Annotated in this window: 13 protein-coding genes, 1 tRNA gene and 3 pseudogenes; 10 read left to right on the top strand and 7 right to left on the bottom strand. The window is 46.3% G+C overall.

Annotation, left to right across the window (positions count from 1 at the left end; all coding sequences use genetic code 11):
• Positions 1 to 30 precede the first annotated feature (30 nt).
• From coaE to NZD89_RS05605, 4 genes are all read left to right on the top strand, one after another.
• Positions 31 to 675: a dephospho-CoA kinase gene (gene coaE, locus NZD89_RS05590; protein ID WP_268006778.1), complete on the top strand. Its 645-nt coding sequence runs from the start codon at positions 31 to 33 to the stop codon at positions 673 to 675.
• On the top strand, positions 624 to 1,277 hold the full coding sequence (locus NZD89_RS05595; RefSeq protein ID WP_268006779.1) for a lytic transglycosylase domain-containing protein: 654 nt from the start codon (positions 624 to 626) through the stop codon (positions 1,275 to 1,277). Before coaE ends, NZD89_RS05595 begins: the two co-directional genes overlap by 52 nt.
• Positions 1,278 to 1,400: 123 nt before the next feature.
• Positions 1,401 to 1,485 (top strand) — tRNA-Leu (locus NZD89_RS05600).
• A gap of 183 nt (positions 1,486 to 1,668) precedes the next feature.
• On the top strand, positions 1,669 to 1,917 hold the full coding sequence (locus tag NZD89_RS05605) for a hypothetical protein (RefSeq protein WP_268006780.1): 249 nt from the start codon (positions 1,669 to 1,671) through the stop codon (positions 1,915 to 1,917).
• 1,372 nt (positions 1,918 to 3,289) lie between these two features.
• On the opposite strand, the gene NZD89_RS05610 is transcribed toward NZD89_RS05605, so the two are convergent.
• The 4 genes and pseudogenes from NZD89_RS05610 to NZD89_RS05625 all read right to left on the bottom strand — a co-directional run.
• A complete protein-coding gene (locus NZD89_RS05610) occupies positions 3,290 to 4,348 on the bottom strand; it encodes a Rieske 2Fe-2S domain-containing protein (protein WP_268006781.1) in 1,059 nt (352 codons plus the stop codon).
• A gap of 93 nt (positions 4,349 to 4,441) precedes the next feature.
• Positions 4,442 to 5,365, bottom strand: coding sequence for a DMT family transporter (locus NZD89_RS05615; protein WP_268006782.1), 924 nt, complete (start codon positions 5,363 to 5,365; stop codon positions 4,442 to 4,444).
• Between the two features lie 107 nt (positions 5,366 to 5,472).
• A complete protein-coding gene (locus NZD89_RS05620; protein ID WP_268006783.1) occupies positions 5,473 to 5,943 on the bottom strand; it encodes a nucleoside deaminase in 471 nt (156 codons plus the stop codon).
• 121 nt (positions 5,944 to 6,064) lie between these two features.
• Positions 6,065 to 6,272 (bottom strand): annotated as a pseudogene (locus NZD89_RS05625) (transposase); the annotation flags it as partial.
• A 233-nt stretch (positions 6,273 to 6,505) separates the two neighbouring features.
• On the opposite strand from NZD89_RS05625, the gene NZD89_RS05630 reads away from it, so the two are divergent.
• The 3 genes and pseudogenes from NZD89_RS05630 to NZD89_RS05640 all read left to right on the top strand — a co-directional run bounded on the left by NZD89_RS05630 (position 6,506) and on the right by NZD89_RS05640 (position 10,101).
• Complete coding sequence (locus tag NZD89_RS05630) at positions 6,506 to 7,366, top strand: DUF421 domain-containing protein (RefSeq protein ID WP_268006784.1); 861 nt, start codon at positions 6,506 to 6,508, stop codon at positions 7,364 to 7,366.
• Between the two features lie 1,455 nt (positions 7,367 to 8,821).
• The gene (locus tag NZD89_RS05635; RefSeq protein WP_268006786.1) at positions 8,822 to 9,403 is read left to right on the top strand and encodes a manganese efflux pump MntP; all 582 of its coding nucleotides are present in this window, start codon (positions 8,822 to 8,824) and stop codon (positions 9,401 to 9,403) included.
• A gap of 257 nt (positions 9,404 to 9,660) precedes the next feature.
• Positions 9,661 to 10,101: pseudogene (locus NZD89_RS05640) on the top strand (manganese efflux pump MntP).
• 281 nt (positions 10,102 to 10,382) lie between these two features.
• On the opposite strand, the gene NZD89_RS05645 reads toward NZD89_RS05640, so the two are convergent.
• The 3 genes and pseudogenes from NZD89_RS05645 to NZD89_RS05655 all read right to left on the bottom strand — a co-directional run.
• Positions 10,383 to 11,144 (bottom strand): transposase, encoded by a 762-nt coding sequence (locus NZD89_RS05645; protein WP_268006787.1) that lies wholly within the window; start codon positions 11,142 to 11,144, stop codon positions 10,383 to 10,385.
• A 291-nt stretch (positions 11,145 to 11,435) separates the two neighbouring features.
• On the bottom strand, positions 11,436 to 11,735 hold the full coding sequence (locus NZD89_RS05650) for a hypothetical protein (RefSeq protein WP_268006788.1): 300 nt from the start codon (positions 11,733 to 11,735) through the stop codon (positions 11,436 to 11,438).
• A 233-nt stretch (positions 11,736 to 11,968) separates the two neighbouring features.
• A pseudogene (locus tag NZD89_RS05655) lies at positions 11,969 to 12,162 on the bottom strand (winged helix-turn-helix transcriptional regulator); the annotation flags it as partial.
• 193 nt (positions 12,163 to 12,355) lie between these two features.
• Between NZD89_RS05655 and hxlA the strand changes: the two are divergent.
• From hxlA to NZD89_RS05670, 3 genes are all read left to right on the top strand, one after another.
• Positions 12,356 to 12,988 (top strand): 3-hexulose-6-phosphate synthase, encoded by a 633-nt coding sequence (gene hxlA, locus NZD89_RS05660; protein WP_268006789.1) that lies wholly within the window; start codon positions 12,356 to 12,358, stop codon positions 12,986 to 12,988.
• 7 nt (positions 12,989 to 12,995) lie between these two features.
• On the top strand, positions 12,996 to 13,553 hold the full coding sequence (hxlB, locus tag NZD89_RS05665; protein WP_268006790.1) for a 6-phospho-3-hexuloisomerase: 558 nt from the start codon (positions 12,996 to 12,998) through the stop codon (positions 13,551 to 13,553).
• A 93-nt stretch (positions 13,554 to 13,646) separates the two neighbouring features.
• A complete protein-coding gene (locus NZD89_RS05670) occupies positions 13,647 to 14,321 on the top strand; it encodes a type 1 glutamine amidotransferase domain-containing protein (RefSeq protein ID WP_268006791.1) in 675 nt (224 codons plus the stop codon).
• The last annotated feature ends 438 nt before the right edge of the window (positions 14,322 to 14,759 follow it).

Here is a 14,759-nt window from a genome sequence, read left to right on the forward strand (position 1 = left end):
CGCCATCCGGTTGACTTTTGGAGGGCCCGCGTGGCAGAGGGAGTGAGAGCGTTGATTGTTGGGCTCACGGGCGGAATTGGCACAGGAAAGAGTACGGTTTCGGACATGTTGCGCCAGCTGGGGGCGTATGTTGTTGACGCAGACGTGTGGGCGAGGCGAGTGGTGGAGCCTGGATCGGACGGTTTGGAGGAGATTCGAAAGGCATTTGGCGACAGAGTGCTAGAACCGGATGGGAGTTTGAACCGTAAGGCGCTGGGTCAATTGATCTTTGGCGATACGTCCCTTCGCGCCCGCTTGAACGACATCACGCATCCCCGCATTCGCCTCGGCATGATGCGAGAGACGGCGGAATACCTTGAAGCGCACCCGGGTGAACCAGTGGTGTGGGACGTGCCCCTGTTGTTTGAAGGTGAGACCAAGCGACTCGTCGATTGCACCATTCTGGTATACACGCCACCAGAGATCCAGCTCGCCCGCTTGATGGCGCGCGATCAGTCGACGGAAGTCGAAGCGAGGGCGCGGATTGCGGCACAGATGCCGATTGACGAGAAGCGAAGGCTCGCCACTTATATTATTGAAAACGACGGTACGCTTGAGAAAACACGGGAGCAGGTGCAACTTGTATGGACAACCATTCGCAGCCAGGTAAACGGCGGACGAGATTCATCGTCTTAAAGGGCCGACCTCTCCTCGCTGCAGTACTACTTATTGTCGTGCTCGTCGTCATTTCAACGAACTCGTTCTGGCGTATGATGTACCCAATTGAGTATCAGTCAAACATTCAAAGTGCAGCGTCATTCGCGAAAGTAGACCCGCTACTCATCGCCAGCGTCATTCGCGTAGAGAGTAAGTTTGACACGCAGGATGTCTCGCACGCGGGTGCGGTGGGGCTGATGCAGTTGATGCCCGACACGGCGGAGTGGATCGCAGACACCATTCGCCAACAGACGACCGGTTCCGGTGGAGCGGTGAACCGCTTGCCGAAGGACGACAAGCAGTTAGCCAGTCCCCAATACAACATCCTCATCGGCAGTTGGTATGTTCAGAACTTGATTCAGCAGTTCCACGGAAACGTGACGGCGGGGATCGCTGCGTACAACGCTGGGCCGAAGCGAGTCCAAGGGTGGCTCAGCACGGGGACCTGGGACGGTAAACTGGAGGATATCAATCAGATTCCGGTCGGTGAGACGAGACACTTTGTGGACCGAGTGTTTTACAACTACAATTTGTACAAGAAGATCTACGGTCGGGATCCACAATGGCAGGTGCACTCTTAGACTTCATTCCACTGGGAAGCGCATTGTGCCAGCCATCGATTTTGACACAACGATGTTGACAGGTTGTCCAAACGCATTATATAATCAACTGCGTTGACGTCAATTGACTTCATCGTGAGCCATGTCGGGGTGGCGGAATTGGCAGACGCGCACGTTTGAGGGGCGTGTGGGGAAACCCGTGCGGGTTCAAGTCCCGCTCTCGACACCATAATAGGGCGCGATTGCTTGCTGCATAAGGGATTTCACGGATATTTCGTGAAGTCCCTTTTGACGTATTGGGGGTTCAAAATCGGGCGGTCTGTTCACGAGACGTGCGTGCACACACAACTCGGGACGTGTGGCGCCTGACGTGTAAAGGCGCACACGTCTCAAAAAAGGAGACGTGCGCGATATGGGCTCTCGCCGAAAGAACACAGTCGATGTACGGTATGACGCTACGGAAGTAAAACGAAAGGGGGTGCTGTCGTTCGCCGACGCGAAGACCATGTTTCTGAGGGATTGCCGCCACTTGGCGAAACAGACACAGCGATGGCATCGGGAAAACTTGATTTCGTTCGAGAAAATACTGGCCCGTCAGGACATCATCGTGGACGGTTCTGGTGCAAAAATATTTGAATACACCATATGTAGTGTGGATTGAGTTACGATACACCACTGTATATTGTGGTTTCGTGAATTTTTGCACCAGAACCCGAAAAAGTCCAATCCATGATTAAGTTTTTACAGAACAGGTCTACTACAGAACTTCAACCAGGTACTGAGTCAAATGAATCTGCCCAAACTCAGGGCCGTGGTTTCGCTCCTCAGATATGGCCTGGTGCCCTTTCATCTCCCATGAGTTCGTATGGTGGGGTACCGAATTCATCAGTTCCCAATTCAACGAATAACGTAAATAAAAAGGATGACGCTCGCCCCAAGAGGCGAGGATTATTGTCCTTCCTCGCACGCCGCAGGTCAGCGGTTAGAACACCAAAGAATCGAACCGAGTCTCTTGAACGTGTTCAAAATCAACGTGCAGTTAACCCAAATGCCGTTCCCCGAAGTACAATGCCCCCGAATGGTTTACGTCAACGTTCTCAACAATTAGCCAGTCAAATGCGACATATTCCTAACCCTATGCAGCCAAACATGCAACCTCGTGGAGGAGTCATACCTAGAAGAGCAAACCAACAAATGATGCCTACACGTATTTTGGGTCCAATGCAACAGCGGAGAATTTCTCAGAAAAGAAATCTATTCGAGCATGAGAATTGGTTTTAATACAACCCCGCCTATTCCGAGCGGGTCCCGTATAAAAAGTGAAGAAACCAGCCTCACTCTCTGGTTGACTCGAAATTTACTCAGACGGTCATATTGTTTATGACCGGACGTTTGTCGTGGCAAGTTTGGCTCGATACTATAGTTGGTAATCGAGCGTTCATCAAAGGATTCCACGTATTTAATATGAAGTACGCATCATTACTCGGACGCTCCCTGCGTCCGTTTGGTAATAATGTACATACCATTTCTGACCACAAAATAAGCATTGTAAAACGTAAGGAACCACCGTTTACAACAGCCTTACACCATTCCTGAAGTCTGATACGACAACAGCACTAGGGGTCCTGTGAAAAACGCTCGTCATCTGTCTGTCTTATCTTTTGGGGAGTTTTCAATTTCCTAAATATAGGGATTATTCGTGCAGCATGGTGCGTTTATTCTGTATTTGGGGTCACTTTTTGCTCCACCTCCGCCTGTTTTCTGCCTCTTAAGTCGTTTTTAGGCACACTTATCCCGTTCTCGGCCTGACGATTCTCGTAAGGTAGCTATCCGAGCTAGCTCGTCAATATTATGGGTTCTGGTGCAAAAATTCACGAAACCACAATATACAGTGGTGTATCGTAACTCAATCCACACTACATATGGTGTATTCAAATATTTTTGCACCAGAACCTCGCGCTACCTAGTATTAAGAGTGCTTTGTTCCAAAGGAGAAATATACAAAAGTTCCTCATGTTATAATGCTGAATTTATCAGCTAGTATAGGATTTACCCAGCCCGAGTTCTTTCAATTTCTTGCGATAATGGATGGAAGCGAGATCGGCAGCAATATGGGCTTCAGACTGTAAATCGAGTGGCAACTCCTCGGGTTTCTGCGATTCAATAATCGCTTTATCTTCCATAAAAATCTGCAGATTAAACTTGTGTACGTCTTCCACGGGCGAGGTTTTGTCAAAGTTTCGCGCAAGAGGGCTGAACAATCGTGTCATACGAAGGGACATAGGCGAGGGGACGTTTAAGATGACCAAACGCCCATTGTTTGGAAAGTGTACGGTAAGCTTCGCCGCAAATGGCGGATACACATCGAAGACCCGGAGCCACTGAAAATCTGGGGCAGCCAGGTGCTGCAAATGCTTTGGATAATTACTCACCGTGCTCAGGTATTCCACATGCAAACCGTAATCAGTCGTTTCGACCTTATAGCTTGGTACGAACGGATTGTTTCGGTCTCCAAAACTTTTGTCGTGCACCCATGCAAAATGTGCAACATCCAGGAACCCTTCCATCTGTCGTCCGGCCGATCCTGCAATATCAATGCTAGGTGGGAGGATACCCTGGAAGTTCTGGTCGTCCCACTCTGGAAAAGGTGGCAGGCTGTTGTCTGTTCCATTTAAGGTCGTCCAAATAAGGCCGTAGCGTTCCATCGTCGGGTATACACGAATTTTTAATTTCGGCGAAATCCCATCCTCTTGTTTTAGAGCGGGAACTGCAGTACACTGACCATCGCGTCCGTATCGGAAACCGTGATAAGGGCAAACAATTTCGTCTCCTTCAACCCATCCAAGACTTAATGGGACACCACGATGAGTGCAGAGATCGCGAGCCACCGTGGCCACGCCGTTTGCTCGGTAACAAACGAGGTCCACGTTGAGGAGTTTCGTGGAGATGGGTTTGGTGTCCACCGCCTCGGATGCTGCGATTGGGTACCAATATCGAGAAAGGATGGCGAAGTCCTCTGGGCTAAAGGTGCAATGTCTTGGCGGCATCACTCGTTCAATGTGGTTTTTTGAATTCTTATCCGAAGCATCCATAAAATATTCCCTCCTCAATTTCTATCCGTTCGAAATTATAAGTATGCTGCGTCTCGAGAATCGTCCGGAGGGATTGCGCCTAAATCGGCGGCGTCAAATGAACCGCATTGGGCCGTACATGATGATGGATATAGCTCCGCATACGGCAAGAGCAGTCGCGAGGTAACAAATCCACGTGAACTTCTCCAATCCGGGAAAGCAAATTGAAGACAGCAACGGCATAATCACGGGCTGCATACCAAGAATCATGGCGACAGTGGAGATGGATGAGGATGCGATAGACACGAATGACGTCAGCACCCCTACTGCAGACAGAAAACTTGCCGTCAATACATAATGACTTGGATGACGTAGATAAAATCGTGCGTGGTACATTAGACGTTTAGTCCAAACTAAATAGAGGATATACGCGAGTGTTGCCACTGTCATATCTAAAGTAGCCCCAAGGAGCGGAGGGACGACCCCTGCACCGATTTTACGTAAGACATGTCCAATGCTTTGAAAGAGGGCAGAGATTAACCCTAGCAGAATGCCTTGTACAACATATTTAGGCAACCACGAACGTTGATTGACTTTCGTTCTCTCTATGACTAATAAGGCGGCACTCAAGAACATCAAAATAAGGCCGAATATGTCTCCGATATCCAGCCGTTCTCCGAAGAAAACGACAGCCATAGCAACCGTCATCATTGGCGCGGCAGATTTGATGACGATGCCGCGAGTCGCCCCGATGTGGTAGATGGAGGCGAGAAGAGTCATCCGGCTTATAAAATTCCAACTAACGCCAGCCAAGATACAATACAAAATGGGCATGCGCCATTCCGGACCAATGTGAAATTTGACAGGTGATCGCAACAAGTCGACGAGAAATGCCAAAATCAATACGACGGTACTTACGACGAGCACAGGCAATAGTCCGTTATCCGATGTTTTCCCCTCAGTTTGAGCCTTGTTGACAAATATATAGGAAAGCCCAAAGGCAATGACAGAGATAAGGGCAGTCATTTCACCATGCAAATATGTGCCCCCCTATAGACTGCTAAGGCTTGTTTAACATATTAAATACAACGTCAAAGTATTCTTCTGCAATCTTCGATGATGCCACTAACCATGTACACCAAGATTTAATACTCGGTTTTACGTTCGGACGCTTCCCATTTTCGAAAGGGCAAGTCACTCCCAGGACAATAAATCTGTTTCATATTGATGAACCGTTCTTCCGCAGGCAACGCAATCTCTTCACATATGAGCTGATCATCGAATCCGATTGCGGCAGCCTCTTCTTTTGTACACGCATAGTAGACAGCTTTCGGTCTAGCCCAATAAATAGCCCCGAGACACATCGGACAGGGTTCACAACTGGTGTAAATTTCGCAGTCGGTGAGTTGGAAATCATTCAGATTCTTACATGCTTCGCGAATCGCCTGTACCTCCGCATGAGCTGTTGGGTCATTTGTTGCCGTGACTTCGTTTCGTCCGACACCCACCACCCGGCCATTTTTAACCACAATAGCTCCGAATGGCCCACCATGATTCGTCGCCACATTTTCATCGGCCAACTTTATGGCCATCTCCATAAAGGTTTCTTGTCTCATTCGATATCTTTCCCTTCACACACGTAGTGCCGTAAGAATATGCGCTGGATGTTGAATCGGGAACTTGTCCGACGTACACGACGTGAAAACACGACCCTTGCCCACAAAGGGGGCCGATCGTCTTTGTGACCATCCCGTAATTCGACTCTGAGCACCATGCCGCGCCAAGCGGGCAATCTACTTTCCCCATCACATGCGGACAACGGAACTTTAATCGGTCTGCTCCGCGCCCCAGTAGGACATCTCGAATCCCATTGAGCATTTTGGTGTCCCATGGTTGACATACCGGCGAGTGGCTCCTTTTCACCTCGGCGATTAAGCGGGATAATAGTGCACCAAACGAATGATATTGAGTTTTTTATTTGTAATGTCCAAAAGACAAAGGTTAGGGAACGGTTCATAACACAAATCAGCCATTTCGTCACTTCTGCTGATCGGGTAGGGGCGATTTTTAAAGATAATAGTGAGATTGGGAGTCTGTCGTATAATTCCCCCTTAAATTTGGAATAATAGAGCCTGTTATGCTAGATAACCCAGTTTTCTGGATAAGAGGGAAAAGCTCATGAACAAGATCGCTGAAGTAACACTCGAATCGATTTTCGCCTTTATAGCGCTGTTTGTTTTGGCACGACTGATGGGGAAGCGACAAATCGCCCAGTTGAGCTTTTTTGACTATGTTACAGGCATTACACTGGGGAGTATTGCCGCGAGTCTATCGCTCGATGAAGTTAAATTGATACAGGCCTTGATAAGTTTAATTATTTGGTCCGGGTCCACTATGTTCCTGTCTTGGTTAGAGCTAAAATCCTACAAAATCCGTGTTTTGATGGATGGAACTGCTGTTGTAGTCGTTCAAAATGGAGAAATATTGGAGCGTAATTTGAAGAAGGTAAAATTGACAATAGATGAAATGATGCAATTCCTTCGTGATAAAAATATATTTAAACTAAGCGATGTTGAATTTGCTATATTCGAGAATAGTGGGCATCTCACTGTGTTGAAAAAATCCGAACTACAACCTTTGACACCAAAGGATGCAGGCATACCAGTTGTTTCGGAGCACGCTCCTAAACTACTTATTATCGATGGCCATGTGATGGAACAATCTTTACAGGATATAGGCTATTCAAAGGAGTGGCTGATCGGGGAGGTAATGAAACAAGGAGGAGTTGATTTTCGAGATGTGTTTTTAGCCCAAATCGATTCGAATGGGAATCTGTACGTCGATCTCTATCGTGATAAATTAAAACAGCCTCAAATCAAACAGAAAGCATTACTGGCTGCACTACTCAAAAAGATTCAAGCGGATTTCGAATCATTCGCTTTGCAAACAGAAAATCGGAGTGCTAAAGCATCTTATACTGAAATGAGGGAGCAACTCAACAAATTGGTTCAAACAATGCTCCCTTATCTGAAGGACTAAGTATATGAAATAAATTTAAATTATTTCATGCATTTAAAAAGGTTGGCATCATCAATTTGTATCCAGTTTTACCGCATAATATTCAAACTTCGTACATGCCAGGCTCAGAATCAGCTTGTTGTTCATATGAGACAAGACACATACCTCTCCCAAGTCCAGAGCTATAATCCGAAAGAGGCTTAATATCCATCTGTCTCTTTCAGATATAACAAAAACAAGAAAGTCCTTATGGCTTCGACGACAGGTACGGACGAACGACTCCGTATACTAAAACAAGAATAAAGAGAACAAATGCAAAAATGGATAGAGCCGTCCCAGACTTAGCAACGGAAGATTGATCCCCTTTGATTGAACGTAGCCCTGTTATGACGCCGATCACACTGGTGGGAACTACCCCAAAAGGGAAAGTAAAGACCATAGATAAAGCGACTGTGCCTAGAACAAAGGATGCCACTGCCTCTCGATTGTATCGCCGCATCGTATCACCTTTATGATTAGTGTATCCGCAAATCCAAAATGACCCCCTACGGATCAATTAAAAATCGTAGGGAGCTCCAAGTGTAACTGTTTTTCGGGCTATAGAGAGACCTTATGCAAAGGGCCACTTTCAGAACACTGATCTTCAATATATATCTGAAAATTCTCTAGTTAGGTTACAGACATTTGCTTCCAAGCATAAGGTTCAAAAGATGGTTCTGGTGCAAAGATTATGAGCAATAGAGACTGAGCCACTATCATTTTTTCGATTACGCAGATAAACCAAACAGGTGATTGATGAACTCTGCGACGTTAGAGACAGGCGAGTGCTGTAACTCGACCTGTACCTTCCTTTATGGAGGTATGTCAGTCGCTGATAGACTACATGTATATAGTGTATCGCATAAAAAGAGGTACCCGTCATCACCAGGACGGATACCTCGCCTACTGGACGATGTTAGTATGCGCTTGAGGGTTGCTTGATATTCTATTCTAACTTGCCTCCCCGGCACGTCACAACGGGGATCAAGGAACGGATCGGAACCACACGCTGCGTAAGACATTTGCTTATCATTGTGTTTAGTGGGCATACAAAAGACAGGGCCTGTTCACTTCACAACACAGTTTTTATAGAGCTTCTGGTATCGCCAGTGATTACACACTGCACATCTTCCCATTTTCGTTTTCATGGGCAATGTCTATGCGCTGGTAATCCTGGATAAGGAGCGTCGCATAGGCTCCTGTACATGTTCAAGCCTGTACGAAGCATTTCCCAACACAACTTTGGCGAATGGCTTGGTTCATTTGTCCTACTCACAGAACACCTAGCCTCTATATCCTGACAGGGACCGAAAGGCGGAGGCGTAGGGAAGCTGTATAGTGAGGATTTTCTAAACTGACAAATTTAGAATATTCAAATCTATTACCAGTGGTTCCTTATGTACTTCTTTTCGAAATTTTTCGGCGGAGGCGAAGGGAATGAGCTGGTTAAGTGCATTTATTACAGCAAATTTGATTGGGATTGGTTCAAATTTTGACAACTGTGGTACGGGGATCGCGTACGGAAGCGACAAAATTAAGTTCCCGTACTGGGTCAATGTGATTGTCAACGCGATTGGTTTTTGCACGGCACTTTTAGGTGCGTACATGGGTGAAGTCATCTCTCATTACATTACTTTTACTGAAGCCTCTTGGGCAGCGTGTGTTGTCTTGATTTGCATCGGACTGTTCTTCTGGTATTCCAAATACCTACACCCCCGAATTTCCCGTACTCGCAAACAAATAGGTATCCAAAAACCAGGGTGGAAGCAAGGGATTGTTCTGGGCTTCGCACTGTCATTTACGAATGTGGCAGTCGGATTTGGGGCTACTGTCTCTAATGCATCTACGATATGGGTAACTGCCGTCAGTATTGCCATCTGGGGATACATCATGATCTGGCTCGGAAACGTGATAGGCATCGGTATTCTCGCAAGAATGCTCGGTAAATATTCGTCTTTTATCGCAGGACTCTTACTGATCCTGGTTGGTTTCCATCAAGTTATAGGGTACATCAGGTGACGCAACAATGGTGGCGATCATATGGGTACAAAGAAGCCTCCATGGCTGATGATTATCGTTGGACTTAGTTACATTGTTTTGGGGTTAATCATTCTCGGCTGGCACGGAATGGGCGGTTAGTATAGGGGGGGAACTTCGTTTTGAACATTTCATCTTTCGTAATCGCAATCATCATTGGGATTGCCTCCAACATAGACAACATTGGAATTGGTCTTTCCTATGGGGCACGTAAAATACATGTGCCCTGGCGATCTGCAATGGTGATTGCGTCAACTTCCTTGTTGGCTGCACTGATTGGTGGCATCTCGGGGATTTTTGTTTCGTCGTTTATTGGTTCTGTAGCGAATTTTATCGGAGCATCGATCTTGATATGCCTGGGTGTCTTCATCATCGCCCAGGCACTAATACAAAGAAAACAAGAGAAACAGGAAGAAGAAAATTTGGCGAAAAAAATCGGCGTTTGGGAGTTATGCATTGTCGCCATCGCACAATCCATTACGATCTAACCGTGGGATTTGGCACAGGAGTAAGTCATATTTAATGTGTTTGAAACTGCATTCTCCATTGGTTTTTTCAGCTTTTTGTTTTTAATTGCACCAGTGCTCATCAGCAGAAAATATCTCGCCAATTGGCTAGGGAATAGCGCAACGATAGCCTCTGGGATATTGCTCATTGCAGTTGGGCTACACCAGTTTTAATAGTCCTTCAATATTTTCTAGTTATGTATTCAATTGAAATTTTATTGCACTAGCCTCTCAGCATTGGGGTCTTGAAAAGTGAGATAAAACAGGTGGAATTCCAGAAATGCGCTGGAAATCGACGGTTTCATGGTTGTTGGGACGATGTTCCATGAAAAAGGGTATAGCAAACAGAGCGATGACGATCCGATTTTCAAAAAGTCATCGCTGGAGATGGTATGATTGGGGTATTCTCAGGCTGACAAGAGCATCGATCTCAGGTCTAGATTGCTCTCTTGGTACTAAGCGTCCATGTGTTGACACATGGCGATACCGTAGATGCGGACTGTCCACATCATGGTACTGCGATGCTTGGCAGCTTCGAGGTGGTAATCCTCTTTTACTCGCTTGTTGCTACGCTCGCAGGTGGTTCTGCGTTTGTAGACATTGACCCACTCGTTGCTGTTGCGGGCAACGGGTGGGAACAAGCGAGGATTGTGTTTGGTGTATGTGTAAACGCATCTTCCGTAAGGTGAATCGGAACAAGGCGTATTACAAGTCACCACGCCTTTTACGACGAGCGGACAATAGTATTTGCGTCGACCCCGTGTACTGTCATATCCACGGTCTTTCATCTCCAATCCCTTCTTGCAGAAGGGGATCCCAGTCGGGGAAAATGTGATGTCATCCTTCTGAACTCCTTTACTTCCTGTACTGCGCAAGTTCAAATCAATGAACGGCCTAATACTTCGCGAATGAAGGTACTCGTAAATTGGCAGCGCGTCGTGTGCAGCGTCTAAAATTGCCTTGTCCCAGGTGTAATCACGAAAGCGTTCAACAAACTCGCGGGCACTAACCACCCACGATGTCGCATCATGGCGGGAAGCTCGCTGCAACCTGGGATAGAGCGGTAGGTCGTAGGGGCTATCGGCAGCAACAAACGTATAAAGGTGATAACCGAAGAAGTATTTGTTTCGATAACTGTCCCAGCCCATGTCACAGTCGGTTGGGAGTAGATACGATAGCACCTGCATGGTACAACGCCGAATTCGCGACAGTTGCAAAGTCGTCGACTTCGAACTTGGGTTGCTGTTTGAAGGGGCATTCCATCGCTGGCAATAGAAAGTGCACGAGTGTTACCTAACAAACCCGACTTAGCAGAGATAGTAAGGAATTGATGTTGAAATAACCTGAGCAAAACGTCAAAAGGTTGGACTTTGTTGCTGGAACGCTTCTGTAGTTGAGTTATTAGTTTTGCGATCTTGCTGTACGCTTTGGAGGGTGCCTTTTTACCCTTTTTGCCACCTTCGATTTTCTTACGGTTGAGTCTGTGTTTGGGTGAAAGATTTGCAGAATCACAAGACCACAACCGTCGGAAGAAGCCGTAGAATGTACCAACGCCTGGCGTTTGCCCGTACTGAAAGCCGCAGCAGATACGAACGCAGTAAGTCGGCAGGGTCAATGGACTTTGGACCACGACACGAGAAATTTTCTTGGAGTAAGTTAAACGTGCCAGAGAGGTCGGTGATCCAGAATTTCTTAACAAGTGACCAGTCTTTGGCGACAAACAGAAGTGCCCCATTTGTGTAGTGAAGACGAAGTTGTTGCTGAACGAACGATTGGTACTGCTCATGAGACCTGACCACTGGTAACATTAACGTAACCCCAATTCAGACGAGATAGAGCGGTTAGCCCTTCTCGGGGATTGTTGGGGTCATTCTGAAAAGTCAAGTATTATATGGTGAAAACACCATGTTTTCTGATCATGGCGGCACTGAATTTCCAATTCTCAATTGTCAAGTGGGGCAGACGAACATGGGGGCAAACGGAGATTGCCCCAAGGACAGAACCATTGAAGAGTCGACGAAAATCCAATGCCGAGAGGCTATTCCACCTTCGGGGGCACCTGCTGATATACTTTCCGGTTGATAATACCATCATTTTCCGGTTCCCTCAATTGTGCCGTTAGCATTTTAGGTGTGACTTTGGGCAACAATCTTCTGAGAGAACTAAATCGTTGGGGACTGCTCAACCCAATGTGCCATAGGTGATCATTTTCCATTTCCCACCGATAATGGACAATGTTAATTCCTTTTCACAATTGAACCTTTAAGATTCACGATTTCTCCCTCCGTGTCGTAATAGTTTCATTTTGGTGACTATATCACGAAAAAGTGCGTACTTCACGTTTTGACGTATTGAGTATAACATGAGCATCTGTCCAACACATTCACAAGTGAGCAACCAACAATCTAATGATTAGGAGAGAGCGTCGATGAAACTTCAGTTAGCATTGGACCTTGTAAACATTCCGGAAGGTATTGAACTGGTAAAAGAAGTACAGGAGCATATCGATATCGTTGAAATTGGTACGCCCGTTGTGATTAATGAAGGGCTTCATGCGGTCAAGGCAATGAAGGAAGCGTTCCCCTCTCTTGAGGTATTAGCCGATCTCAAAGTTATGGATGCTGGTGGGTATGAAGTGATGAAAGCCTCTGAATCGGGTGCTGACTACATCACCGTGTTGGGCGTGTCGGAAGATGCAACGATTCGCGGTGCAGTGGAAGAGGCTAAGAAACAAAAGAAGAAAATCTTGGTTGACATGATTGGTGTGAAGGATCTCGAAACTCGTGCAAAGGAAGTCGATGTGCTTGGTGTCGATTATATCTGTGTCCACACAGGTTACGACCTTCAAGCCGTCGGACAGAATTCATTTGAAGACCTTCGCACCATTAAGCGTGTTGTGAAGAATGCAAAAACCGCCGTTGCAGGGGGCATTAAATTAAACACATTGCCAGAAGTCGTCAAAGCCAACCCGGATATTGTCATCGTCGGCGGTGGTATTACGGGTGAATCAGACAAGCAGTCGGTTGCACGGGAAATGAAGCAGATCATTCAACAAGGATAACGCAATGATGAAGACGAGCCAATACGCCACGAAAATTCTACAGGAGTTAGAACGTGTCGTTAACTTAATCGAAGACGATAAAGCTGAACAATTCGTAGAGCATATCCTGCGAGCAAAGAAGGTCTTTGTGGCGGGTGCAGGCAGATCGGGTCTGATGGCACGAGCGTTTGCCATGCGAATGATGCAGATGGGCTTTGATTCGTATGTGGTGGGAGAAACCGTGACCCCTAATCTAGAAAAAGATGATGTATTAATCTTGGGGACTGGTTCGGGTGAGACGAAGAGTTTGGTGATAATGGCTGAAAAAGCGAAAAGCCTGGACGCATCTATCGCCGTCGCCACGATTTTTCCTGAGTCAACCATTGGACAGTTAGCTGATGTCTCCATTAAGTTGCCTGCCCAGCCGAAAACCGGAGAAGGCAGTGGATATACATCAATCCAGCCGATGGGTGCATTATTCGAGCAGAGCCTATTAGTGTTTTACGATGCTGTGATATTGAGGCTGATGGAGAATCAAGGATTGGACTCCGATACCATGTTCAGCAGACATGCCAATCTAGAGTAGCACATGAGTACTAATTGATGGGCGATACGGGATAGTTCATTAAAATAATTTATATATCGTTCAATAAGCAATCAAATCTGGGAGGACTTTTTTATGACTGTTTCAAAACGCATTTTGATGGTCGTGACTAACCACACAGAAATCACCGATGATCATAAAACAGGACTTTGGTTGGAAGAGTTCGCTGTCCCATATAACGTCTTTAAAGAACAAGGTTATGACGTTAAGGTAACCAGTATTTTGGGTGGTGAGGTCCCGCTTGATCCAAGCAGTTTGCCCGCTGAGAAGAATGCAGATTGGGCGGAAGCGGAGAAAGAATTAACCCATACCATCAAATTAAGCAGAGATGACGCACAAGGATTCGATGCTATTTTTCTTCCTGGCGGTCACGGAACGATGTACGATTTTCCAGATAATGAAACCTTGCTTTACATTTTACAGCAATTTGCAGAAGATAACAGAGTCATTGGAGCTGTTTGTCATGGACCTTCAGGCTTAGTAAATGCTACTTATAAAAATGGAACCCCTCTGGTAAAAGATAAAAACATCACTTCCTTCACCGATGCCGAAGAACGGGAAGTCAAATTGGACCAACATATGCCTTTTTTGCTTGAAACCACACTTCGAAAAATGGGTGGAATTTTTTCATCTCGTAGCAATTGGACAGACTTCTCAGTTCGAGATGGGAATTTAGTCACCGGGCAGAATCCACAGTCCAGTAAAAGTACAGCCGAAAAAGTCGTGGATGCCATCAAAAATGAAATTTAAATATATGTCCTGGATAGAACCGTACCAATAGCACCGTTTCAAACCATCTAGTTTTGAACGGTGCTATTAGATTTCCATCTTTGGCTCAAAGCCCTGTATCACATCACAGGATTCCAATATAATGTGCAGTCAATGTCTACAACCCGTATCAGCATCTGTCCATTTAGTTGCACGAAATGGGCATCCGTCTATCGGACACCTTGCATCGACCCTTTTCAATTCGTCCGTCGAGAGTTCCACATACCTCTTTATCATTTGGCTGCCGTAATACCCTGCGACACGTGCTCCGTTTTGAGTCGACCATCCAGCATTGATTGCAGAACGTTGTGGAGTAGTAGTGACAGAAGCCTAACCCGTCCTCCGCCTTGGCTACGTTCTCAGGGCGTTCTAAAAGCCCACCCCGTTCGAGGTATGTGTCCACCAATTCCGTAACGTTGG

It is taken from the genome of Alicyclobacillus fastidiosus (genome assembly GCF_026651875.1).
Taxonomy (GTDB): Bacteria; Bacillota; Bacilli; order Alicyclobacillales; family Alicyclobacillaceae; genus Alicyclobacillus; species Alicyclobacillus fastidiosus.

Bases quoted from the DNA above. Each gene is read 5' to 3' on its own strand.
- NZD89_RS05670 (WP_268006791.1), top strand. From the start codon at position 13,647: ATGACTGTTTCAAAACGCATTTTGATGGTCGTGACTAACCACACAGAA.
- NZD89_RS05605 (WP_268006780.1), top strand. From the start codon at position 1,669: ATGGGCTCTCGCCGAAAGAACACAGTCGATGTACGGTATGACGCTACG.
- NZD89_RS05595 (WP_268006779.1), top strand. From the start codon at position 624: ATGGACAACCATTCGCAGCCAGGTAAACGGCGGACGAGATTCATCGTC.
- hxlB (WP_268006790.1), top strand. From the start codon at position 12,996: ATGAAGACGAGCCAATACGCCACGAAAATTCTACAGGAGTTAGAACGT.
- NZD89_RS05635 (WP_268006786.1), top strand. From the start codon at position 8,822: ATGAGCTGGTTAAGTGCATTTATTACAGCAAATTTGATTGGGATTGGT.
- hxlA (WP_268006789.1), top strand. From the start codon at position 12,356: ATGAAACTTCAGTTAGCATTGGACCTTGTAAACATTCCGGAAGGTATT.
- NZD89_RS05650 (WP_268006788.1), bottom strand. From the start codon at position 11,735: ATGTTACCAGTGGTCAGGTCTCATGAGCAGTACCAATCGTTCGTTCAG.
- NZD89_RS05630 (WP_268006784.1), top strand. From the start codon at position 6,506: ATGAACAAGATCGCTGAAGTAACACTCGAATCGATTTTCGCCTTTATA.
- NZD89_RS05620 (WP_268006783.1), bottom strand. From the start codon at position 5,943: ATGAGACAAGAAACCTTTATGGAGATGGCCATAAAGTTGGCCGATGAA.
- NZD89_RS05610 (WP_268006781.1), bottom strand. From the start codon at position 4,348: ATGGATGCTTCGGATAAGAATTCAAAAAACCACATTGAACGAGTGATG.